Annotated in this window: 13 protein-coding genes; 7 read left to right on the forward strand and 6 right to left on the reverse strand. The window is 62.6% G+C overall.

Annotation, left to right across the window (positions count from 1 at the left end):
• Window positions 1-24: 24 nt before the first annotated feature.
• Window positions 25-1,107, forward strand: a complete 1,083-nt coding sequence (locus HMPREF9452_RS12185; protein ID WP_009141590.1) for a spermidine synthase — start codon at window positions 25-27, stop codon at window positions 1,105-1,107.
• A gap of 45 nt (window positions 1,108-1,152) precedes the next feature.
• Here the strand turns inward: HMPREF9452_RS12185 and HMPREF9452_RS07785 are convergent, their stop codons facing one another.
• The 3 genes from HMPREF9452_RS07785 to HMPREF9452_RS07795 all read right to left on the reverse strand — a co-directional run bounded on the left by HMPREF9452_RS07785 (window position 1,153) and on the right by HMPREF9452_RS07795 (window position 6,477).
• Window positions 1,153-3,543 (reverse strand): DEAD/DEAH box helicase, encoded by a 2,391-nt coding sequence (locus tag HMPREF9452_RS07785; RefSeq protein ID WP_009141591.1) that lies wholly within the window; start codon window positions 3,541-3,543, stop codon window positions 1,153-1,155.
• 252 nt (window positions 3,544-3,795) lie between these two features.
• Window positions 3,796-5,268 (reverse strand): ATP-binding cassette domain-containing protein, encoded by a 1,473-nt coding sequence (locus tag HMPREF9452_RS11415; protein ID WP_009141592.1) that lies wholly within the window; start codon window positions 5,266-5,268, stop codon window positions 3,796-3,798.
• A gap of 48 nt (window positions 5,269-5,316) precedes the next feature.
• Window positions 5,317-6,477: an ABC transporter substrate-binding protein gene (locus HMPREF9452_RS07795; RefSeq protein WP_009141593.1), complete on the reverse strand. Its 1,161-nt coding sequence runs from the start codon at window positions 6,475-6,477 to the stop codon at window positions 5,317-5,319.
• Window positions 6,478-6,646: 169 nt separating this feature from the next.
• On the opposite strand from HMPREF9452_RS07795, the gene HMPREF9452_RS07800 reads away from it, so the two are divergent.
• Window positions 6,647-8,260: a 4Fe-4S dicluster domain-containing protein gene (locus HMPREF9452_RS07800; protein ID WP_009141594.1), complete on the forward strand. Its 1,614-nt coding sequence runs from the start codon at window positions 6,647-6,649 to the stop codon at window positions 8,258-8,260.
• Between the two features lie 237 nt (window positions 8,261-8,497).
• Here the strand turns inward: HMPREF9452_RS07800 and HMPREF9452_RS07805 are convergent, their stop codons facing one another.
• Both HMPREF9452_RS07805 and HMPREF9452_RS07810 read right to left on the reverse strand, forming a co-directional pair.
• The gene (locus tag HMPREF9452_RS07805) at window positions 8,498-9,979 is read right to left on the reverse strand and encodes an ATP-binding protein (protein WP_009141595.1); all 1,482 of its coding nucleotides are present in this window, start codon (window positions 9,977-9,979) and stop codon (window positions 8,498-8,500) included.
• On the reverse strand, window positions 9,972-11,816 hold the full coding sequence (locus HMPREF9452_RS07810) for a TerB N-terminal domain-containing protein (RefSeq protein ID WP_009141596.1): 1,845 nt from the start codon (window positions 11,814-11,816) through the stop codon (window positions 9,972-9,974). Before HMPREF9452_RS07810 ends, HMPREF9452_RS07805 begins: the two co-directional genes overlap by 8 nt.
• A gap of 318 nt (window positions 11,817-12,134) precedes the next feature.
• On the opposite strand from HMPREF9452_RS07810, the gene HMPREF9452_RS07815 reads away from it, so the two are divergent.
• The 5 genes from HMPREF9452_RS07815 (at window position 12,135) to HMPREF9452_RS07835 (ending at window position 18,494) form a co-directional block, all read left to right on the forward strand.
• The gene (locus HMPREF9452_RS07815) at window positions 12,135-13,340 is read left to right on the forward strand and encodes an MFS transporter (RefSeq protein WP_009141597.1); all 1,206 of its coding nucleotides are present in this window, start codon (window positions 12,135-12,137) and stop codon (window positions 13,338-13,340) included.
• A 138-nt stretch (window positions 13,341-13,478) separates the two neighbouring features.
• On the forward strand, window positions 13,479-14,120 hold the full coding sequence (gene coaE, locus HMPREF9452_RS07820; protein ID WP_009141598.1) for a dephospho-CoA kinase: 642 nt from the start codon (window positions 13,479-13,481) through the stop codon (window positions 14,118-14,120).
• The gene (locus HMPREF9452_RS07825) at window positions 14,113-14,697 is read left to right on the forward strand and encodes a lytic transglycosylase domain-containing protein (RefSeq protein WP_009141599.1); all 585 of its coding nucleotides are present in this window, start codon (window positions 14,113-14,115) and stop codon (window positions 14,695-14,697) included. Before coaE ends, HMPREF9452_RS07825 begins: the two co-directional genes overlap by 8 nt.
• A gap of 123 nt (window positions 14,698-14,820) precedes the next feature.
• The gene (gene uvrB, locus HMPREF9452_RS07830) at window positions 14,821-17,070 is read left to right on the forward strand and encodes an excinuclease ABC subunit UvrB (RefSeq protein ID WP_009141600.1); all 2,250 of its coding nucleotides are present in this window, start codon (window positions 14,821-14,823) and stop codon (window positions 17,068-17,070) included.
• A 308-nt stretch (window positions 17,071-17,378) separates the two neighbouring features.
• The gene (locus tag HMPREF9452_RS07835) at window positions 17,379-18,494 is read left to right on the forward strand and encodes an ATP-binding protein (RefSeq protein ID WP_009141601.1); all 1,116 of its coding nucleotides are present in this window, start codon (window positions 17,379-17,381) and stop codon (window positions 18,492-18,494) included.
• Window positions 18,495-18,876: 382 nt separating this feature from the next.
• On the opposite strand, the gene HMPREF9452_RS07840 is transcribed toward HMPREF9452_RS07835, so the two are convergent.
• Window positions 18,877-19,140: a hypothetical protein gene (locus tag HMPREF9452_RS07840; RefSeq protein ID WP_009141602.1), complete on the reverse strand. Its 264-nt coding sequence runs from the start codon at window positions 19,138-19,140 to the stop codon at window positions 18,877-18,879.
• Between the last annotated feature and the right edge of the window lie 64 nt (window positions 19,141-19,204).

The following is a 19,204-nucleotide window of genomic DNA, read 5'->3' on the forward strand; positions in this document are numbered from 1 at the left end:
TGCGTTTCTCAGCAAGGGGGAGCCATGGTTTTTCGTTCCACATCATCAAGGGTTGCAGCGGGCGTTGCCGCGCTGGCGCTCGCTTCCGTTGCGTCCGCCGCCGCGCTTGCGCGCATTTTCGACGCGCATCCCTTGCGAACGCATAGCGGCTGCGCCCTGGTGTACACGCCGCGCTCCCGCATGTTTCAAGTGGACGATGAAGAAGCGGGCGACGCGGTGGCGGGCGACGGGGAGGTCAGCGCATCTTCTCGCCCAAAAGACCCCGTGCGCGTGCTCAGGTCCGGCGGTGTGTTTCAGTCTGCGACGTATACGGGCGAGCATCGCTTTGAGCCCGTGTTCGAGTACTATCGCGGTTTCGATACCATGTTCGCGGCAGAATCCCCTCTTGCCTCCGCGTTCGGCCACGGCATGTCCGACGTGCTCATGCTGGGAGGCGGCGGGTTTGCATACCCAAAGCATCTGCTCACCACGCGCGAGGGAATCTCTCTTGATGTTGTGGAGATCGATCCCGCGGTGGTTTCTGGTGCACGTCGCTGGTTTTTTGTGGACGAGCTTGAGGAGCGCCTGGGCGACGCCGCCCGAGCCCGCGGCAATCGCATGCGCGTCTTTGTTGCGGACGCGCGCGCGTTTCTCGACCAGCAGGATCGCCTTTTTGAAGTCAGCCTGCCCGATCCCGCCCATCGTTCGGTCCATGCGGGGCACCAAGCGCATACGCTCAATCCGTTTGGGTCGGCGCGCGACGCCCGCGAGCACCTGCGCGGCCGCCTGCAGTACAACGCGATCGTGAACGACTGCTTCGTGGGTGCCGAGCCGGTGGCGTCGCTGGCGACTCTCGAGGCGGCCCAGGCGATTCGCCGTCGTCTGGTGCCCGGGGGCATCTACCTGACCAATGTGGTCTCCCGCGATAACTGCGGGGACCTGACCTTCCTGCGCGACCAGGTGGCGACGCTTTCGCGTGTTTTCCTCCATGTGCACATCGTGCCCTGCGAGGACGAGCGCTTCGGCGGGGAGGACAACTTCCTCGTCATCGCAACGGACTCGGACGTCAGCGTGCCCGCTGCTGTTCCGTATGACGAGGGGTTCCTCGGAGAGGTTCTTCGCGATTAGCGAGCTTCTTAGCCGTGTGGCACTACGCGGCGGGCGAGCGCGGGACTATGCGAAAGCCGCGAACGCATCGCGCCAGCCTGTGACGCGCTCGCGCATGCCCTCTATGTCGAGCACGCCTTCCGCGAAGCCCTTGCGAACCAATTCTGCGGGCAGCATCTCGTCATACTTGTCAAAGTACGGCACCTCGCCGGGGTAGACCAGATCGATGGGGGCGAAATCGGCCTCTGCCTCCGCGGCGACTATCTGGTAGAACGTCTCCTCGCCCGCCTTCATCCTAAATTGCATGAAATAGGGACGAGAAGGGTCAAGCCCCTTAAGGCCAAGCTCGTCTGCGCACTTGATCTTGAGAAGACGCTCCAACGCCAGGAACGCGTAGCTGCCTAGCCAGGGAAAGAGCGCCCACGTGTCTCCACCCAAGTTGATGAGCGGTCGGGAATCGCGCCCCGCCACGCCGGCATTGGCCGCAACGTGGCGCGCTTGCGCCAAACGGGCGCGTGCATTGCCCAGCAGATAGGGATAGGCTTCATGCTCCTCCAGCGCGCGCTTCATGCGTTCGAGCACGTGCGTGTTGATATCGCCGGCGCAGTCGCCAAAGTAGGCGGGCACGCGGCCCTTGACCTGCGTGCAGAACACCAAATGGCGCTTCCAGTCGACTTCTTCCACCAGCCAGCAGTGCCCGGCGATGGCGATGCGCTCGCCCGCGGGGGGCGGATTGACTATGGTGCCCAGCTCTGATGACTCGCAGCGCACCGTGAACTCCTCGTTCTCTTGGAACACCGCATAGAACTTGAACGAGTTGGTGATGCGCTCGCCGGAGATGCCCACGATGAGCCCGCCGCCTTCAGTGACCTCGACTTGGTCCGTATCGATGAGGTGGTGCAGAAGCACGCGCAGGTCGTCTGCGGAGACGCGGTGGAAGTAGCTCAATGTGAGCACGCGCTGGGCGAGTTCCGCGGGGGAGAGCTCCCCGCAGGACGCGAGCGTGGCCATGACCTGGTGGTAGAGCAGGCTGTAGGGCAGGCGGTCCAGCGCGGGCGGCTCAACCCATTTCTCCTCGCGATACAGCTGCACCAGCGCAATGCCCTGGATGAGTTTCCACGGCACGGTCTCCGGCATCATGCTGCGTGGCTCGGGCTGCTCCTCGCGCATGACAAAATGCATCTCCGGTGGATCGTCGCGCCGCCCCGTTCGTCCCATGCGCTGCAGGAAGGAGGAGACGGTGAACGGCGCGTCGATCTGAAACGCGCGCTCCAGCCGCCCGATGTCTATGCCGAGCTCAAGCGTCGCGGTGGTGACGGTTGTTTGCAGCTGCTCCTCATCCCGCATGATGTCTTCCGCGGTCTCGCGGTAGCTGGCAGAGAGGTTTCCATGATGGATGAGAAAGCGGTCCGGTTCATGCCGTGCCTCGCAATAGCTGCGCAGCATGGAGCAGACGGCTTCCGCCTCCTCGCGCGAGTTGACAAAGACCAGACACTTACGGCCGCGCGTTCGCTCGAAGATGTAGCCTATGCCGGGGTCTGCGTTATCGGGTGCGGTATCGGTGGGGGCGAGTAGCGCGTTGTCATCCGCATCGAGCACGGTCACGCCGTCGGGATCGGGAAGGGCCCGCGGCGCCATGCGGGGACTGTCGTCGTCCGCGCCGCCCCGGTCTTCGCTGCCCGCTACGCGTTCGACTTTGAGGACGTCTGCCTGTTGGGGGCCGTGGTCTTGCAATGCTCGCTCGGTTGCCGGGGGACCCGTGATATAGAAGTGCTCCATGGACAGGCGCCAGACGCGGCGCGGCTCCTCAAAGCGCGGGATGATGCAGCCACGACCCGTGCCGCTGGCGAGAAACGCGCCGGTACGCTCTGGGTCGCCTATTGTCGCGGAAAGCCCGATGCGGCGCGGGTTTACGCCGGCCATGCGTCCCAGGCGTTCGATAAGGCAGAGGGTTTGTCCGCCGCGGTCGCCGCGAAGCAGCGAATGGACCTCGTCGATCACCACGTAGCGCAGGTCGCAAAAGAGTCGCGGCACAGCAGCGTGCTTGTGCATGAGCAGCGCTTCGAGCGATTCGGGCGTGATTTGCAGGATGCCGCTGGGATGCTTGAGCATTTTCGCTTTGTGCGAGGCGGAGACGTCGCCGTGCCAGTGCCATACGGGGATATCCGCCTCTTCGCACAGGTCTCCAAGGCGATAAAACTGATCGTTGATGAGCGCCTTCAGTGGACCGATATAGATAGCGCCAACGCTTGCGGGCGGGTTCTCCCACAGCTCGGTGAGGATGGGGAAGAAGGCTGCCTCAGTTTTGCCAGACGCGGTGCTTGCCGTGAGCAGCACGTTCTCGTCCGTATTGAAGATGGCGTCCGCCGCGGCGACCTGGATGGAGCGCAGGTTCTCCCAGTTGTGGTTGTAGATAAAGTCCTGCACAAAGGGTGCGTAGCGATCGAATGCGCTCATGGTCGACCTCCTTCATATTCCCATTGACAAGCCGTTGACGCGTTTGCTAGTATCACAAAATTATCGAACACGCGTTCTATATTAGCATAGCCGGAACACGATTTGCAAACAACGTTTTTATCCAACGTTTTTGGACGAGGAGAGAGGAAGGGGTGACGCTGGGACGGCGCGCTGGCGGATACCGGCGATGGCGTGTGGCCGGTAGGAGGCGAGGTCCATGCGGAGGGGCTCTTGGTGATTCGGTCGGACGCGTTATGGACGAGCGGCTTGGGAGCCAGTATGGCACGCGGTGCCGATGGAGATTATGGCGTCAAGGGGTAGGTCGAGCGATGCGGCATCGTGAGCGGAGATGAGCACCGCCCTGTCTTCCATATGGGCGAGGATGTGAGCTTGGGCGAGTTCGCGCGCTTGCGCATCGAGTCCGGTAAACGGCTCGTCCAGCAACACCAGGTGCGAGGACGCGGCGAACGCGCGAACTAGCTCCACGCGGCGCCGCTGGCCTCCGGAGAGCGCGCTGACGGGGGCGTCGATTGCGTCCGAAGGCAGCAGCTCCTTGAGTCGCTTGCGAGCTTCTGCCGAAGAGAGATTTGCGCTGGCGATGAGCATCACGTTGTCGATGGCGGAGAGTTCTTCGAGCAAGCGGATGTCTTGGTAGACCTGCGCTATGGCGGTGTCGCCGTGTCCACGTTCGATACTGCCAGACACGGGGTCGAGCGAGCCCGCGAGCGTGTTGAGAAGGGTGGTTTTGCCTGCTCCCGAGGGTCCTTCGATGCATGCGATGTCGCCTGCGCGCAGATGGAAGCCGAACGGGCCTGATGATGCGATGCCGTTGTGTCCGCAGACTAGATTTGAGGCGGTGAGAATAGGGGCTTTATTGGCGATGGACGGTTTGACAACGGGGGCTCCTTCCGGCTCATGGCGGCGGAAGCGGAGTGCAAACTTTGCGGATGCGGGCCAGGTAGCATCCAGTGCACGCAGGGCCAGGCGCTCGAATAGCCATGCGAGGGCGACTACGGCGATGGTCCAGGCGAATAGGTCTGCAGTTTCTAGCAGCAGCTTCGCTTGGTAGATGCGCTCGCCCACGGAGCCGGTTGGTACGCCGATGAGCTCTGCCGCGATGCCGGCTTTCCAGCTCATGCCTAAAACGGATTGGCTGGCGGCACGCAGGTAGGGGAAAATTGCCGGCCACGTCTGGGCAAGAAGCCGCACGGGCACGGGTGCGTTAAAGGTGTGGAAAAGATCGCGCATACCGGGGTCTGCCCGGTCAAGTCCTTGCAGAACTCCGAAGTAGACAGCGGGAATCACCGCGAGGCCAACCGCGATGGCGCTGATGTTTCTGGACCCAAACCATATGAGCAGCGCTACCACGGTGCAGGCGATGGGCGTGCCCTTGATGGCGCTCATCGCGGGCTGCAGAAGCGTGCGGATGGTAGGCAGGGCGGCGGCGATAAGGGCGAGGGGCACGGCGACCAGGTAGGCGATGGCGCTGCCGCCGGCGATGCGGATAAGGGAGAAGCCGACGCTGCGCCAGAACTCGCCGCTGGGAAGCAAGCGCACCAGCGCGGCGGCGGCGTCCAGCGGGCCCGCTAAGACGAACTCGCTGTTCACCGCCATGCTGGCGATTTGCCAGGCCCCTATCCAAAACAGGATCGCGACGACCCTTGCCAGGACGGTCGCGCTGGTTCTCTGCGGATTATTGGGGCCGGTGCTGGTCCCGTTATTCACTGTCCCTCGCTTCGCTTACGTTGTGCCCGCATTCTTCCTATGTTGCGGTTATGCCTGGTAATAGAAGTCGTCGCCTGGCATGGCTCCACCCACGGATGAGGCGTCGGCGTTATAGAGCACGTCGAGGTAGCCCTCCAGGGCTTCGCGCATCTGGGAGCCCTCGATGCAGGTGATGTGGCAGGCGGGAATGGCCTTTGCCGCCACCGGCTCAGCCTCGACGATGCCCGCGGCGACTACAAGCTTGGCCGCGGTGGCGGAATCTGCGTTGACGGCGTCGACGGACGCTGCCTGCTCGCGCATGAACTCGTCCACGGCATCGGGGTTTTCGTCCACAAATGCTGCGCGGGCAACGGTCACGCCGGTGAGAAGCTGGCTGCCCGTATCGCCGGCGAGGCGCTCCCAGACATCGGTAAGGTCCACGGGAGCGGTGAGCGCGGCGTTCTTGACCTGCGCCGCGGTGACAAAGGGCTGGGGCAGCACGCCCACGGCCTGCGGGTCGGCAGCGAGTACGGAGACAACCTCTGCGGCCTCGCTTTTGAACTCAAGGGTCACGGTGTCCGCGATGCCCGCGGCATCGAGCAGGTAGTTCATGACGTATTCGGGCGTGGTTCCCTTGCCGGTGAGGTAGACGGTGCGGCCGGCGAGGTCCTCGAACGCGGTAACGGTCGCGTCGCCGGTTACCACCGACAACACGCCCAGCGTGTTGATGTTGAGGCAGCGCACGGCGTCCTTGGATTTGGCGTACAGCACGCTCGCGGCGTTGGCGGGCAGCAGCGCTATATCGAGGTCGCCCTTGATCATGGAGGGCATGATCTGGTCCGCGGCGGTCATCATCTGGAACTCGTAGGCGTTGATGAGGTCCTTTCCGGAGCCTTCCATCTCAGAGGCGCCCTCTGCGGTGAGCTGGCCCGCCTTTTGCATAAAGCCAACCAGGCCCATGGAGGTGGGGCCCTTGAGCGAGGCGACGCGCACGGTTGTCTTGGAAGCGGTCGCGGACGAGGAGCCCGCTGCGGCTGCGGAGCCCGTCGCGGAGCCGGCGGCGTTGCCGTTGCCGGTGCACGCGCTTAGGGCTCCGGCGAGGCCGAGGGCGAGCGCCCCGGTGAGGAAACCGCGGCGTCCCATGACGGCGCTGTCGGCGGCGCGGCAGGCGGTGGCTTCTAGCAGATGGTATTTATCAACAGAAGCAGGCGTGTTGTGGTTGTTCTTCATGTCGATATCCCTTCAATGGCGATCAGGGGCGCCCGGGCGCGGTCAAAATGCGTCTCAAAACACCAAGAAACGTCGACTGGTCTAGTCGAATATGCGACAACGATTATAAAATGTTAATCATCGCTATAGGCTCAACAGAGAACAAACTGTTACAGAGGGGAAGACTGTTATGAGCAATTCGATGCGCGGGGTTTACACCAGCCTCGCCCAGATTCGCCGTACCGTGTTTCGCGAGGTAGCACGCCTTGCATATGAGAGCCAGTCGGGAGATTACGGCTGGGTGGACGAGCTTCCGTACGAGATTATTCCGGGCGACGTCGCGACGTACCGCGAGAGCGTGTTTCTCGAGCGCGCCATCGTGGGCGAGCGCATTCGCCTAGCAATGGGCTTGCCGCTGCAGGGCGTGGACAAGCCCGCGAAGCTGTCCGAGGGCGTGGCCGAGGCCGCCAAGCCGGAGACCTACTACCAGCCGCCGCTGATCAACGTCATCAAGTTCGCCTGCAACGCTTGCGAGGAGAACTCGTACAAGGTGAGCGATGCGTGCCAGGGTTGCCTGGCTCACCCGTGCCGCGAGATCTGCCCTAAGGGAGCCATCACCTTTAAGGACAAGAAGGCCTACATCGACCAGGAGAAGTGCATCAAGTGCGGGCGTTGCGCCAACGTGTGCCCCTACGGTGCCATCCAGCATCACGCGCGCCCGTGCGCCGTTGCCTGCGGTATGAACGCCATCAGCTCTGATGAGCAGGGCCGCGCGCAGATCGACTACAGCAAATGCGTCTCGTGCGGACAGTGCTTGGTCAACTGCCCGTTTGGCGCCATTGCGGACAAAAGCCAGATCTTCCAGGTTATCCAGGCCATTCTTGCCGGTGAGGAGGTTATCGCCGAGGTCGCGCCCGCGTTTGTCGGCCAGTTTGGCGGCAAGGGCAACGTGGACAAGCTGCGCGAGGCCTTTAAAGCCCTGGGCTTTACCGGTATGGAGGAGGTCGCCCTGGGCGCCGATTTGTGCGCGGTGCAGGAGGCCGAGGACTTCTTGGAGGAAGTGCCCGACAAGATTCCGTTTATGGGCACGTCTTGCTGCCCGGCGTGGTCGGTCATGGCAAAGATGGAGTTCCCGGAGCATGCGGACTGCGTCTCCATGGCTCTGACGCCCATGACGCTGACCGCGCGCCTTATTCGCAAGCAGCACCCCAACGCTAAGATCGTCTTCGTTGGCCCGTGCTCGGCAAAGAAACTTGAGGCGCAGCGCAAGAGCGTTAAGAGCGAGGTCGACTTTGTCCTCACCTTTGAGGAGATGGCCGGCATGATGGAGGCCAAGGACATCGACTACACCAGGCTCGCCGGCGAGGGCTCCAGCGACTTCGAGGTCGCCAGCGCCGATGGCCGCTCCTTTGCCGTGGCGGGCGGCGTGGCCAATGCCGTGGTGAACGCTATCCACCGCGAGCACCCGGACATGGATGTCAAGGTTACCAACGCCGAGGGCTTGGACGAGTGCCGCAAGATGATGAAGGCTGCCATTAAGGGCAAGTTCAACGGCTATCTGCTTGAGGGCATGGCCTGTCCTGGCGGCTGCGTCGCCGGCGCCGGCACCCTGCAGCCTATCAACAAGACCGCGGGTGCGGTGAAGCTCTACTCCAAGAAGGCTCCCATCAAGACCGCCCCGGAGAACGCCTATTGCGAGCTGATCCATGACTTGGAGCGCGATGCGGACGGTCACCGCGCCGATGCCGACGTGGTCGCCGAGTCTGCCGAGGCATTGAAGCCCGCCGAGGACGCCGAGGAGTAAGGCTGCTTTCTGGTTCTTTAGCTTGCGGGCCCGATCGTGTCTTTGTCACGGTCTGGCCCGCATTTACCGCGGGTCGACCGAGGCATGGCCACGGTTTTGCCCGCGGTTCTATAGACCGTTTTGGTGAGACGGGATTAGGGACGCTTTTACGATTCCAGCGAATCAAAAAGCGCCCCTTTTCTATGTTTCATCAACGTTGACGTTGCCGTGTCAGGGGAAGCCGCAACATGAACTTTGCTACAGCGTGAACTCGGCGAATTCGGCGTCAGATCTGCCTGCGGCGGAGGCCGGAGCCGATGCGGCACCCGGCGCCCCTGCGGCACCCGGCGCCACCGTTGCGTCCGGCGTTGACGTCGCCGCAGCCCCATCCTTTGCGCCGGCGGATCCCAAAAGCTCCGGCAGGGACGTGTTCGGATTCTGGTAGGCAATGTCCAGAAGCTCGATGAAGTCTCGGATCACCTCGCGCGGGGTGAGGTGGCTCTCGGCCCCAACTCGTCCAAATTCCGCCGTGAGAAATCCAACCAAGTCCAACTCGGTCAACGCGGGCGTGTAACCAAAGTAGCCGGCATGTATCTGGGCGAGCTTCTCGATAAGGATCAGCAGCTCCTCGCAGGTGAGGGGGTGCAGGCGGATGATGGGGGCGAGCATGTCCCTCATACCCTCGCGGGCAAAACGGCCCTGCGTCAAGCGGCTGCGGAGCGCTTCATAGCTAAAGACGCCGCGGCGCCGATCCTCCACAGAGGTGGGGGTGCCGCCCATGATGATGCCCAGGTGGCGTGCCTTGCCCTGCAGCGTGTCGTTATACATCTGCAGGATCTTCTCGTAGTTGTACTGCCGGCTGATGGCGTTGGGGATTTTGTACAGGTTGACCAGCTCGTCGATCAGCACCAGCAGGCCACGGTAGCCCGCGCCCTGCAGAAACGCCGCCAGCAGCTTGATGTAGTCATACCAGTCGTCATCCGTGATGATCGCGGTGCTGCCCAGCTCGCCTTTCGCCTCGGTTTTGGTGCGGTATTCGCCGCGCAGCCATTTGGCGACGTATCCGCGCATAGCGTCATCGCCTTCAACGGTCGCACGGTAGTACAGCATGAGCATGCGCGAAAAGTCGTACCCATGGACCATCTCTTCAAGCGAGGCGCAAAACGCGCGCACCCGCGCTTCGCCGTCCGAGACGGTGCCGTCGGGCGATGCGTCGGCTTGCAAGCCCTGCATGGCGGCGACCCAACGGTCGAGCACCAGCATCAGCGCGCCGCCTTCTGGACGAGTTTTGGTCGAAAGGTTGCGGATGAGCTCGCGATACGTGGCGAGACCCTGTCCCTGGCCTCCCTGCAGACGGCGCTCCGGCGACAGGTCGGCATCTGCTACCACAAAGTTTTCGCCCATAGCGTGTGTGCGGATGGTCTGCAACAAGAAGCTTTTGCCGGCACCGTAGCGCCCGACGAGGAATCTAAACGATGCGCCGCCGTCGGCGATAAGGTCCAGATCGGTCAGCAGCGCGCGTATCTCCGTCTCGCGGCCCACCGTTATGTAGGGCAGGCCGATGCGCGGTACCACGCCGCCTTTGAGCGAGTTGAGGATGACGGCGGCGATGCGCTTGGGGATGCGCGGCGCGCCGGAGAAGTCGATGGGCCTGGGGGCATCCATCGCTGCGCCGGTCGGCGCCGCACCGCCCGCCGTCGCGCCGTTCGCTACGGGGTTTTGTGCCACGGAGCTATCCATTGATGTATCCTTCCACGTCTTCACGGTAGTCATCTATAAGGTGCACGCCGCCTGCTGTAAAATCCAATATGGTGTCTCCCACCAGGTCGAACGCGGCGTCGTTGATCGCATCTACCAGCATGTCCTCAGATGTGCCCTCGGGAACGCGGGGCGAGGCTGATCCAGCGAGTAGGTCAGCCAGGTAGGATGCTTGCTCTGGCGTGAACGGCCCACCCTGCAGCGTTGCGGGCGGCCGGGTCGCCGCAGCCCGCGGCTCCTCGTCCACATGCTTAGCCAAGCTTGGAGATTCTTGCGATGGCGCCGGTCCAGATGCTTGCGGTGGTGCCGGACGGGAACCGGCGGTGCTCGGCACGTCGACCCCCGCAACCGATGCCGCGCTTTCAAGCAATGCGGACCCGCTCTCCGTCGCATCTCCGCGCTCCTCTTCGATGAGAAGGGCCTCGCGGGTTTGGGCCGCCGCGCTGCGGATGCCGGAAAGCTTGCTCAAATCGATGTCGATGCGAACCGGTTGGTGCGCGCGTGACCATTCAAGCTGGTTTTTGATCTCGGTATCGATCATCTTTTGCAGGTATTTGGGCGTTTTGGTGCCATCCTCGTCCAAAAGGCGCGGCCATTCCCATGCAATGCGCATCCTGCGGTCGATCTCCCTTAGGATGTTGCCCAGCTTGATGTTTCGCCCCTGGTCGCAATGGACGCGGTCACACGTCCAGAGGCCCTTGGTGCAGCGGTAGGACCGAAGCGGGTTGAGGGTCACGTGGGCGTCTGCGTGGGCGCGCTCCTCAAAGAACACCGCCGAGGCGAACATGGTGTAGGGCATCTCTATGCGCTTGCCAAAGAGAACTTCGACCAGCGTTGCGCCGCGGGTGCTTCGATGGTGCTGGTCAAGGCGGACGAGGACGGAGGCCGTCACGGCGCGCATGTCATCTTGGTGCTCGCGATAAAACTCGTCCGTATCAATCCGATGGGCGGAGAGCCGCGCCGCGGCGTCAAGCATCGCGCTGGCAACATCGGCGTCCGGGCGGGGGAGCGGGCCGCTCTTGCGCTTTCTGGCGGTCGTCATCCTTGTCGCCGCTTCAGCCTTCGCGCCCACCGTGTCAGACGGCTCGTCCATCTTGTCCAACCCCGCGCTCTTGCGGTAGCTCGCGAGCGCTTGGGCAAAGGTGCAAAGCGACGCCTCGAACTCCATGGACGGGGTCTGAGCGAGCAGCTTGGGGTCGAGGTCGTGGTAGACCACGTAGTCTTGCAGCCATGTCAGCCCATGGCGCTTGATGTCCTTTCCTTCGCCGTCCCATGCGTCGCAAAACCATTTGAGCGCCTCGAAGCCGCGCACCGGACTGTCGACGCCGATGCCGCAGAGCAGCTCGTAGACGTATACCAGGGCGAAGGCATCTGGCGCGGGCGGGACCTCGCCTGCCCTCACGTGCGAGCGCCAGGTGAAGTAGCCGCGCAGCTGCCGGTCGCTCATGGCGTTGTACGTGGGGTAATAGGATTTGAAGTTGCCGTGGTAAGGGCAGTCGTCCTCAAAATCCGCCATAAAGGAGCCCTGACGCCAGAACAGCTCGGATTCGCTGAGCCATCTGCCGCGCCCGTCCGCTCCGGAATCGTCCCATCGGGATATGGCCCGCATCTCGCGGTAGCGCTCCGGAAGATAGCTTGCCATCTGCCTTCCGGTCTTGAGCAGGGGCTCGTCTTGGTAGACGCTGGACGAGAAATGGGAGTTGCCGCGCGCTTTCTGGTCTAGGACTATTTGGTCGATGAGGGCGCGGGCACGCTCCGCCCGCTGGGAGCACGCCGCCACGTCGGCGAATCGAGCCTGCTTGACCCGCTTCTCGTCCATATAGCCTCCCTTCGCGCTCCCTTAGCGTCGCGCTGCCCCTGAATCCATCCGCGGCGCCTGTTTGGTCGCGCGCGGCATCTGCTTTGAGTAACTATCTATCATAGCATAGACACAAACAGATGTTCGCTCTTTTCGATTCTCGTCGCATCGTTCCCGTACGCGGCGTTGTCGGTTCGCTTGATATGCGTTAACGATTCCTCAAAGTTTAAAAAATGCTTTTACCCTGCGGCAACGATTCCTTATAATTCACCAACTGGAATAGAGCGCGGACGCTTTTTAGGCGCGGGCAGTTGGTGCATCTGGGGAATTGGGGGACATATGATGCAAAAGGGAATCACTCTGCGGCAGTGGCTGCCGCTTTTGGGCATCACGTTTTCGGCGTTCGTGTTCAATACATCGGAGTTCATGCCCATCGGCCTGCTTACGGATATCGCGGGTACATTTTCACTCACCGAGGCGCAGGCCGGCATCATGATCAGCGTATATGCCTGGGCGGTTATGATTCTGTCGCTTCCGCTCATGATGGCCGCATCGCGCATCGAGTTTAAAAAGCTGCTGCTCGGCGTCATCGCGTTATTCTCCTTGGGGCAGTTTCTATCTGCGGCGGCCCCCAGCTACCTTGTGTTGGTGCTTGCCCGATTGGTGGTGGCCAGCGCGCACGCCGTTTTCTGGTCCATCGCCGCGGTGTGCGCTTCGCGCTTGGTGGACGTGCGCCATAGCTCGCTCGCCGTCAGCATGGTCGCGACCGGAACGTCCATAGCGATGATCTTCGGGCTTCCCATCGGTCGTGCCATCGGCCTGCTGGTCGGCTGGCGCATGACCTTCACCATCGTCGGGGCGGTCGCCGCGGCTATCGTCTTGTACCTGATGGCGTGCTTCCCCAAGATGTCCGCGGGCGAGCCGTTCACTCTGCGCCAGCTGCCGTCGCTGCTCAAGAATCGCGTGCTTATGGGCATCTACGCCACCACGATGCTGTTCGCGACGGGCTACTACACCGGTTACAGCTACATCGAGCCGTTCTTGCAGCAGGTGGGCGGCATGTCCGACTCGCTCATAACCCTGATGCTCACGGTCTTCGGCATAGCGGGACTTGTCGGCAGCGTCGCGATGACGCGCTTTTACGACCGCCGGCGCGCCCTGTTCCTGGCGGGCTCGTGCGCGGGGGTGGCCGCCGGCCTGCTGCTGATGCGTCTCACCGCTTCTGCGCCCGTCGTGTTCGGCGTCGCCTGCGCGGTGTGGGGCATGTTCGCCACCACGTTCAGCATCGCCTACCAGTCCGAGATCATCCGCTGCTGCGATAAGGACTCCTCGACCGTTGCCATGTCCATTTTCTCGGGCATCTTCAACCTGGGTATCGGCTCGGGAACGGCGCTGGGCGGCGCGGTGGTGTCCGGGGTGGGCATCGGTTTCATCGGGTTCGTCGGGGGCGCGATCGCATTGGGCTCGCTTCTGCTGAGCGTCCTGACCGTTCTTCGCCCACTTGCCGCGGCGGGCGCGCCCGCCGCCGGGTCTCGCGACGCCTAGAGCGCGAGGCCTCGCCCGCGTGGTCTGCGGTGCCGTTCCCTCGCGGGGCCCTGTCGCTTGCGGCGCTCGCGTGTAATTAGGACGAAGACTTCTGCCGCGCTTACGCCCGGATGCGCTTTTGAGCAACAATAGGTAACCATGATTACTTTCTTTCTCATAGGAAACATCGCCTCGGGCAAATCCACGGCCGCTCGCTACCTCGAGCGTCGCGGCGCCATGCGTATCGACCTTGACCAGCTGGCCAAAGACCTCTATCAGCCCGGCTCCGCCGTTGTGGACGCTATCGCGGAGGAGTTTGGCTGGGACGTGCTCGACGCCATGGGCGGCATCGACCGGGCCGTCCTCGCCCGCCGTGCGTTCGATACGCCGGAGGACGCCGCGCGGCTCAACGCCATCGTCCATCCCATCTTGCTGGAGCAGCTGGGGCTTCGCTTGCTGCCGGCTAATTGTTGCTCGGTCATGGTTCCGGAGCACCAGCTTGCTGTGGTGGAGATTTCCGCCCCCGCGGGCTTCACCGATGCGTTCGCGCTGGCGGACGAAGTGATTGCTGTGACGGCCCCGCTGGAGACGCGACGCCTTCGCGCCGTGGAGCGGGGCATGGATGCCGATGATTTCGATCGCCGTGCGGAATGCCAGCCCTCTGAGGATGACTTGATCGCGATGGCGACTTGCGTTATCGACAACGCGCTTGCAGATGATTCGCTGTTCCGCGAGCTCGATGCGCTGGTCGATCACTACAACCTCGATCTGCCGGCTGCGGAGGAGAGTCTCCATGGCTAACCGACCTCGCCTGCTGGCGTGGTACCGCGTGCTGCCCATGTTGGCCGTGGCCGTGGTGGGCGGCGTCTCGGCGGCGTACTCCTATGCGCCGTCGCTGATGGTAAGCGCCATTTTCCCCTTAAAATATGAGGAGCAGATCGCTCAGTCCGCTTCCGCCCACGGGGTCGACCCCTATCTGGTTTCGGCCGTAATCGAGACCGAGTCCGGATGGGACCCCGATGCAAAGTCCAGCCAGGGCGCGCGCGGGCTTATGCAGCTTATGCCCGAGACCGCCCAGGATATGGTGGACAAGGGCTTGGTCGACGGCTCGCTCTATTCCGCGGACGACCTCGAGGACCCCGCGGTCAACATCGAGTTCGGCAGTGCCTACCTTTCCTATCTCATCACGTATTTCAACGGGTCGGCGGACCGGGCCATCGCCGCTTACAACGGCGGGATGGGCAACGTCGATGATTGGGTCCAGCAGGATACGTCGTTGCATAACGCGATTACCTTCCCGGAGACGCAGGCCTACCTTATCCGCGTCAACAACGCGCACGATCGCTATCGTCAGCTCTATCCGGACGCGTTCATGTAGGCTCCCCGCCTCCCCGTATGTCAATCTGCCAACGCATCGTGGTGCGCTTGCGCGTATACGGTGCGCGGTTTTGCGGTACATGGCAAAATGGTTGTGAACACAGCGTTCAAAGAGGGGAGAGCAATGGAGAACTTCGAGGTCGAACGCGTAGGCGGGGAGCTTCGCCGCTTCGGTGTCACGGGAGAGCTGGCCGCTTTCGAGGTCGTTTCGCCCTTCGAGCCGTCCGGCGACCAGCCCCAAGCCATCGAATCGCTGGTCAAAGGCGTAAAAGACGGAGACCGCTACCAGGTGCTGCTGGGCGTTACCGGTTCGGGCAAAACCTTCACCATGGCAAAGACCATCGAGGCGCTGGGCAAGCCCACGCTCGTGATGGCACCCAACAAGACGCTTGCCGCGCAGCTTGCAAGCGAGCTCAAGGAGTTCTTCCCGCATAACGCGGTGGTCTACTTCGTCTCCTACTACGATTACTACCAGCCAGAAGCCTACGTTCCGCAGTCAGATACCTATATCGAGAAGGACTCCTCCATCAACGAGGAGGTCGAGATGCTGCGCCACCAGGCCACGGCCTCGCTGCTGTCCCGCCGCGACGTCATCGTGGTCGCGTCCGTGTCCTGCATCTACGGCATCGGTAGCCCGGAAGACTATGCGGGTCTGGCGCCCAACGTGGACAAGAAGGTGCCGCTCGAGCGCGACGAGTTCATCCACTGCCTCATCGACATCCAGTACGACCGCAACGACTACGATCTGTCACGCGGCTGCTTCCGTGTGCGCGGCGATGTGGTCGACGTCTACCCGCCCTATGCCGAGCACCCTTTGCGTTTCGAGTTCTTTGGCGACGAGGTCGAGCTGATCGCGGAGATCGACGAGGTCACGGGCGAGATCCTGCGCGAGTACGACGCCATCCCCGTATGGCCCGCCTCCCACTACGTTACCGAGAAGCCCAAGGTCACGGCCGCCCTCAAGACCATCGAGGAAGAGCTGGAGCACCGCGTGGCGGAACTCAAGGCGGAGGACAAGCTCCTGGAGGCCCAGCGCCTGCAGCAGCGCACGGATTACGACCTTGAGATGCTCGAGACCATGGGCTTCACCAACGGCATCGAGAACTACTCGCGCCACCTGGACGGCCGCAAGCCCGGCGAGCCCCCGTTCACGCTCATCGATTACTTCCCCAAGGACATGGTCTGCATCATCGACGAGAGCCACGTCACCGTGCCGCAGATCCGCGGCATGCACGAGGGCGACCGCTCGCGTAAGGTCACGCTGGTCGAGCACGGTTTCCGCCTGCCGTCCGCCCTGGACAACCGCCCGCTTCGCTTCGACGAGTTCGAGGCGCGCATCCCGCAGTTCATCTACGTCTCGGCCACGCCGGGCGACTACGAGCTGCGCGTGAGCCAAAACAACGTGGAACAGATCATTCGCCCCACCGGCCTGCTTGATCCCAAGATCGACGTGCGCCCCGTGCGCGGTCAGATCGATGATTTGCTGGACGAGATAAAGGTCCGCACCGCCCGCCATGAGCGCGTGCTTGTCACCACGCTTACCAAGCGCATGGCCGAGGACCTCACCGACCACCTGCTCGACGCCGGCGTCAAGGTCAACTACATGCACTCGGACACCGCCACGCTGGACCGCGTCGAGATCCTGCGCGACCTGCGCGCCGGCAAGATCGACGTGCTGGTTGGCATCAACCTGCTGCGCGAGGGCCTGGACCTGCCGGAGGTCTCGCTGGTCGCCATCCTCGACGCGGACAAAGAGGGCTTTCTGCGCAACCGCCGCTCTCTCATCCAGACCATCGGCCGCGCCGCGCGCAACGCGGAGGGCGAGGTCATCATGTACGCGGACACCATCACGGACTCCATGCGCGAGGCAATCGACGAGACGGCGCGCCGCCGCGAGATCCAGATGGCCTACAACAAGGAGCATGGCATCGAGCCCAAGACCGTCCGCAAGGCCATCAACGATATTTCGAGCTTTATCGCTGAGGCCTCGGAGACCCTGGGCAAGCGCGACCGCAGCCGCGGCGACTCACTGGGCCACGGCGAGTTCTTCACCCCGGCGGGCGAGGGCGGGGCGGATGCGGCTCCCGGCGTGGAGGCCTCCGATGGCCAGCGCCTGGCGCAAGAGCTTTCCGAGCTTCCTCCCGACGAGCTGCAGCGCATCATCGCCCAGATGGAGGATGACATGCGCAGCGCCTCGGAGGCCATGGACTTCGAGGAGGCAGCCCGTCTGCGCGACGCGGTGGTGCATCTCAAGGCCCTGGCAGAAGGCACCAGCGAGGACGAGGTGATCGAGCGACTTCGCCGTGACGCCCGCAAGGGGTCCAAGTTCGCAAGCGGCCGCGTTCGCAAGGGTGCCAGGTTCGGTAAGAGCTAGCGGTATTTTTGGACGATGAACGGGGCCGCTTGGGTTTTCTCCCGGGGTGCGTTCGCCGCTGTGGGGCCGCCCGGGATTTCCGTCTGGGGTGTGTTCGGCGCGTTGCGCCTCAGAACACCCCGGCGGAAACACGGGCGGCCCCTGCGTATCCACAATCCCAGGTAAACCCCCATGCGGTTGAGATGTTTAAGATCGTTTAAGGGTGTTTAAGACTGTTTAAAAACATTTAAGACTATTTAAAACTGTTTTGCATTATTTGGGTACTATATGAGTGTGTTACTTACGAATGTGGGCGGGGAGGGGTATTTATGAAGGATACAGAGATGCAGCTTCAAAGCAATCCATTTACTCCTGTGTTTGGTAAAGTGCCGCTGTACCTAGCGGGGCGAGAGGGGATTATCGACGACTTGTTGACGACTCTCGATAATCCGGATAACAGCCCCGATCGTTGCACCATGTTTGTTGGCGCCCGCGGGTCGGGCAAGACCGCTCTTATTACGTACCTTGCTCAAGAGGCGCGCGCCCGCGGTTGGATTGCGTCCAACGTGACGGCAACCAAAGGAATGCTCGAAGACATTCTTCAACAGGCGATCGCCGCTTCTTCCCATTTGATAGACAATGCGAGTTCGGTTCATCTTGCATCGGTTTCGGTTGCTGCCTTGGGAAGCGTGGGCTTCACGCGCGACCAGGCGGCTCCCGCGAATTGGCGTACGCGCATGAACTCGCTTCTCGATCAGCTGGCAAAAACCGGCACGGGGCTGCTTATTACGGTGGACGAGGTGGACCCGTCCCTCGACGAGATGATCTCGCTTGTGACCACGTACCAGCACTTCGTACGAGAGGATAGGCGAGTGGTTCTGCTTATGGCCGGTTTACCGCATAGGATTTCGGCCCTCCTGTCCGGGGAGTCAACGTCGTTCTTGCGCCGCGCAGCCCGCAAATCGCTCGGCCCCATTCCCAGTTACGAGGTCGAAGAGGCGTTTCGCAGCACCGTGATGGACGGCGGTAAGCGCATCGACGAAGATGCTCTGCAGACGGCGGTGGAGCGTATCGACGGCTTTCCCTTTATGTTGCAGCTGGTCGGCTATCGCTCTTGGAACGCGTCGCATGACGAGGGCGTTATTTCGATCGACCATGTGAGGCAGGGCGTCGGCCTCGCGCAGGAAGAGCTCGAATCGCGTGTCTTCGATGCAACGCTCTCCGAACTCTCTCAAGCAGATATCGAGTTTTTGCTTGCCATGAGTCAGGACGAGGGTAAGACGCTTCAGGCAAATCTAAAGACGCGACTTGCCAAGTCTCCGAGCCATGTCTCGATCTACAAAAAGCGCCTTCTGGAAGCGGGTGTTATAGACGAGCCGGTCCGCGGCAAGTTGGTCTTTGCCCTCCCAGGCTTCAAGGACTATCTCATCAAAACCATGGGGTAGGTCAAAAAACCATGGGGAAGCCCCGCTTTGTGCAGCTGCCTCTGCCAAACAATTCGCGAACAGAACAAGTCGCACGGAGCGCCTCCGCAGGTGCTGGCTCCGCTTCGTTCGCGATCACCTTCGGCGCGCTTTGACCAGGAAGGACCCCCTCAGGCCGGGGTGCCCACCGGCTTATCTAAGGGATGCTCTGAGGCCCGGCAGGGCCGAACGCATCCCTTAGATAAGCCGGTGGGGCCCAGGCCGTGCGGAGCCCTGTATTTGGTCAAGTAAAAGTTTCCGAAATGGTAAAAGGAGCTTTCCGATTTGGTAAGCGAAAATTTTCCGAAATGGTAAGGCCCACGGGGCGGGCTCCCGCGCCCGCCCCGCCGACCGTCCGCACGTCCTACAGGTAACCCGAATCCTCCGCCTCGAGGAGCCTGTCGAGGAGGTCCGGAAGCACCTCCAGCAGCGCCCTCGACGGGGCCGGGTAGTCGAAGTCGGTCCCCTCCACGGAGACCTCCAGGGAGGGGCAGCCCTCGGCCTCGCCGGTCGACACGGCCCAGCTGGTCACCCTCCATCCGTCGAGTCCCGGGAACTTGGCCGTCACCGCGATCTCCGCCTCCGGGTCGAGGCCCTCCAGCCAGTCCATCGCCTGCCTCGCGTTCATGCGCGTCCCCCCTTCCCGAGCATGAGGGCGTGCTCCAGCCTATGGCTGGGGCCGCCGAACTCCA

Source organism: Collinsella tanakaei YIT 12063 (genome assembly GCF_000225705.1).
GTDB lineage: Bacteria > Actinomycetota > Coriobacteriia > Coriobacteriales > Coriobacteriaceae > Collinsella > Collinsella tanakaei.

Bases quoted from the DNA above. Each gene is read 5' to 3' on its own strand.
- HMPREF9452_RS07825 (WP_009141599.1), top strand. From the start codon at position 14,113: ATGGCTAACCGACCTCGCCTGCTGGCGTGGTACCGCGTGCTGCCCATG.
- HMPREF9452_RS07840 (WP_009141602.1), bottom strand. From the start codon at position 19,140: ATGAACGCGAGGCAGGCGATGGACTGGCTGGAGGGCCTCGACCCGGAG.
- HMPREF9452_RS07810 (WP_009141596.1), bottom strand. From the start codon at position 11,816: ATGGACGAGAAGCGGGTCAAGCAGGCTCGATTCGCCGACGTGGCGGCG.
- uvrB (WP_009141600.1), top strand. From the start codon at position 14,821: ATGGAGAACTTCGAGGTCGAACGCGTAGGCGGGGAGCTTCGCCGCTTC.
- HMPREF9452_RS07795 (WP_009141593.1), bottom strand. From the start codon at position 6,477: ATGAAGAACAACCACAACACGCCTGCTTCTGTTGATAAATACCATCTG.
- HMPREF9452_RS07835 (WP_009141601.1), top strand. From the start codon at position 17,379: ATGAAGGATACAGAGATGCAGCTTCAAAGCAATCCATTTACTCCTGTG.
- HMPREF9452_RS07815 (WP_009141597.1), top strand. From the start codon at position 12,135: ATGATGCAAAAGGGAATCACTCTGCGGCAGTGGCTGCCGCTTTTGGGC.
- coaE (WP_009141598.1), top strand. From the start codon at position 13,479: ATGATTACTTTCTTTCTCATAGGAAACATCGCCTCGGGCAAATCCACG.
- HMPREF9452_RS12185 (WP_009141590.1), top strand. From the start codon at position 25: ATGGTTTTTCGTTCCACATCATCAAGGGTTGCAGCGGGCGTTGCCGCG.
- HMPREF9452_RS07805 (WP_009141595.1), bottom strand. From the start codon at position 9,979: ATGGATAGCTCCGTGGCACAAAACCCCGTAGCGAACGGCGCGACGGCG.
- HMPREF9452_RS07800 (WP_009141594.1), top strand. From the start codon at position 6,647: ATGAGCAATTCGATGCGCGGGGTTTACACCAGCCTCGCCCAGATTCGC.
- HMPREF9452_RS07785 (WP_009141591.1), bottom strand. From the start codon at position 3,543: ATGAGCGCATTCGATCGCTACGCACCCTTTGTGCAGGACTTTATCTAC.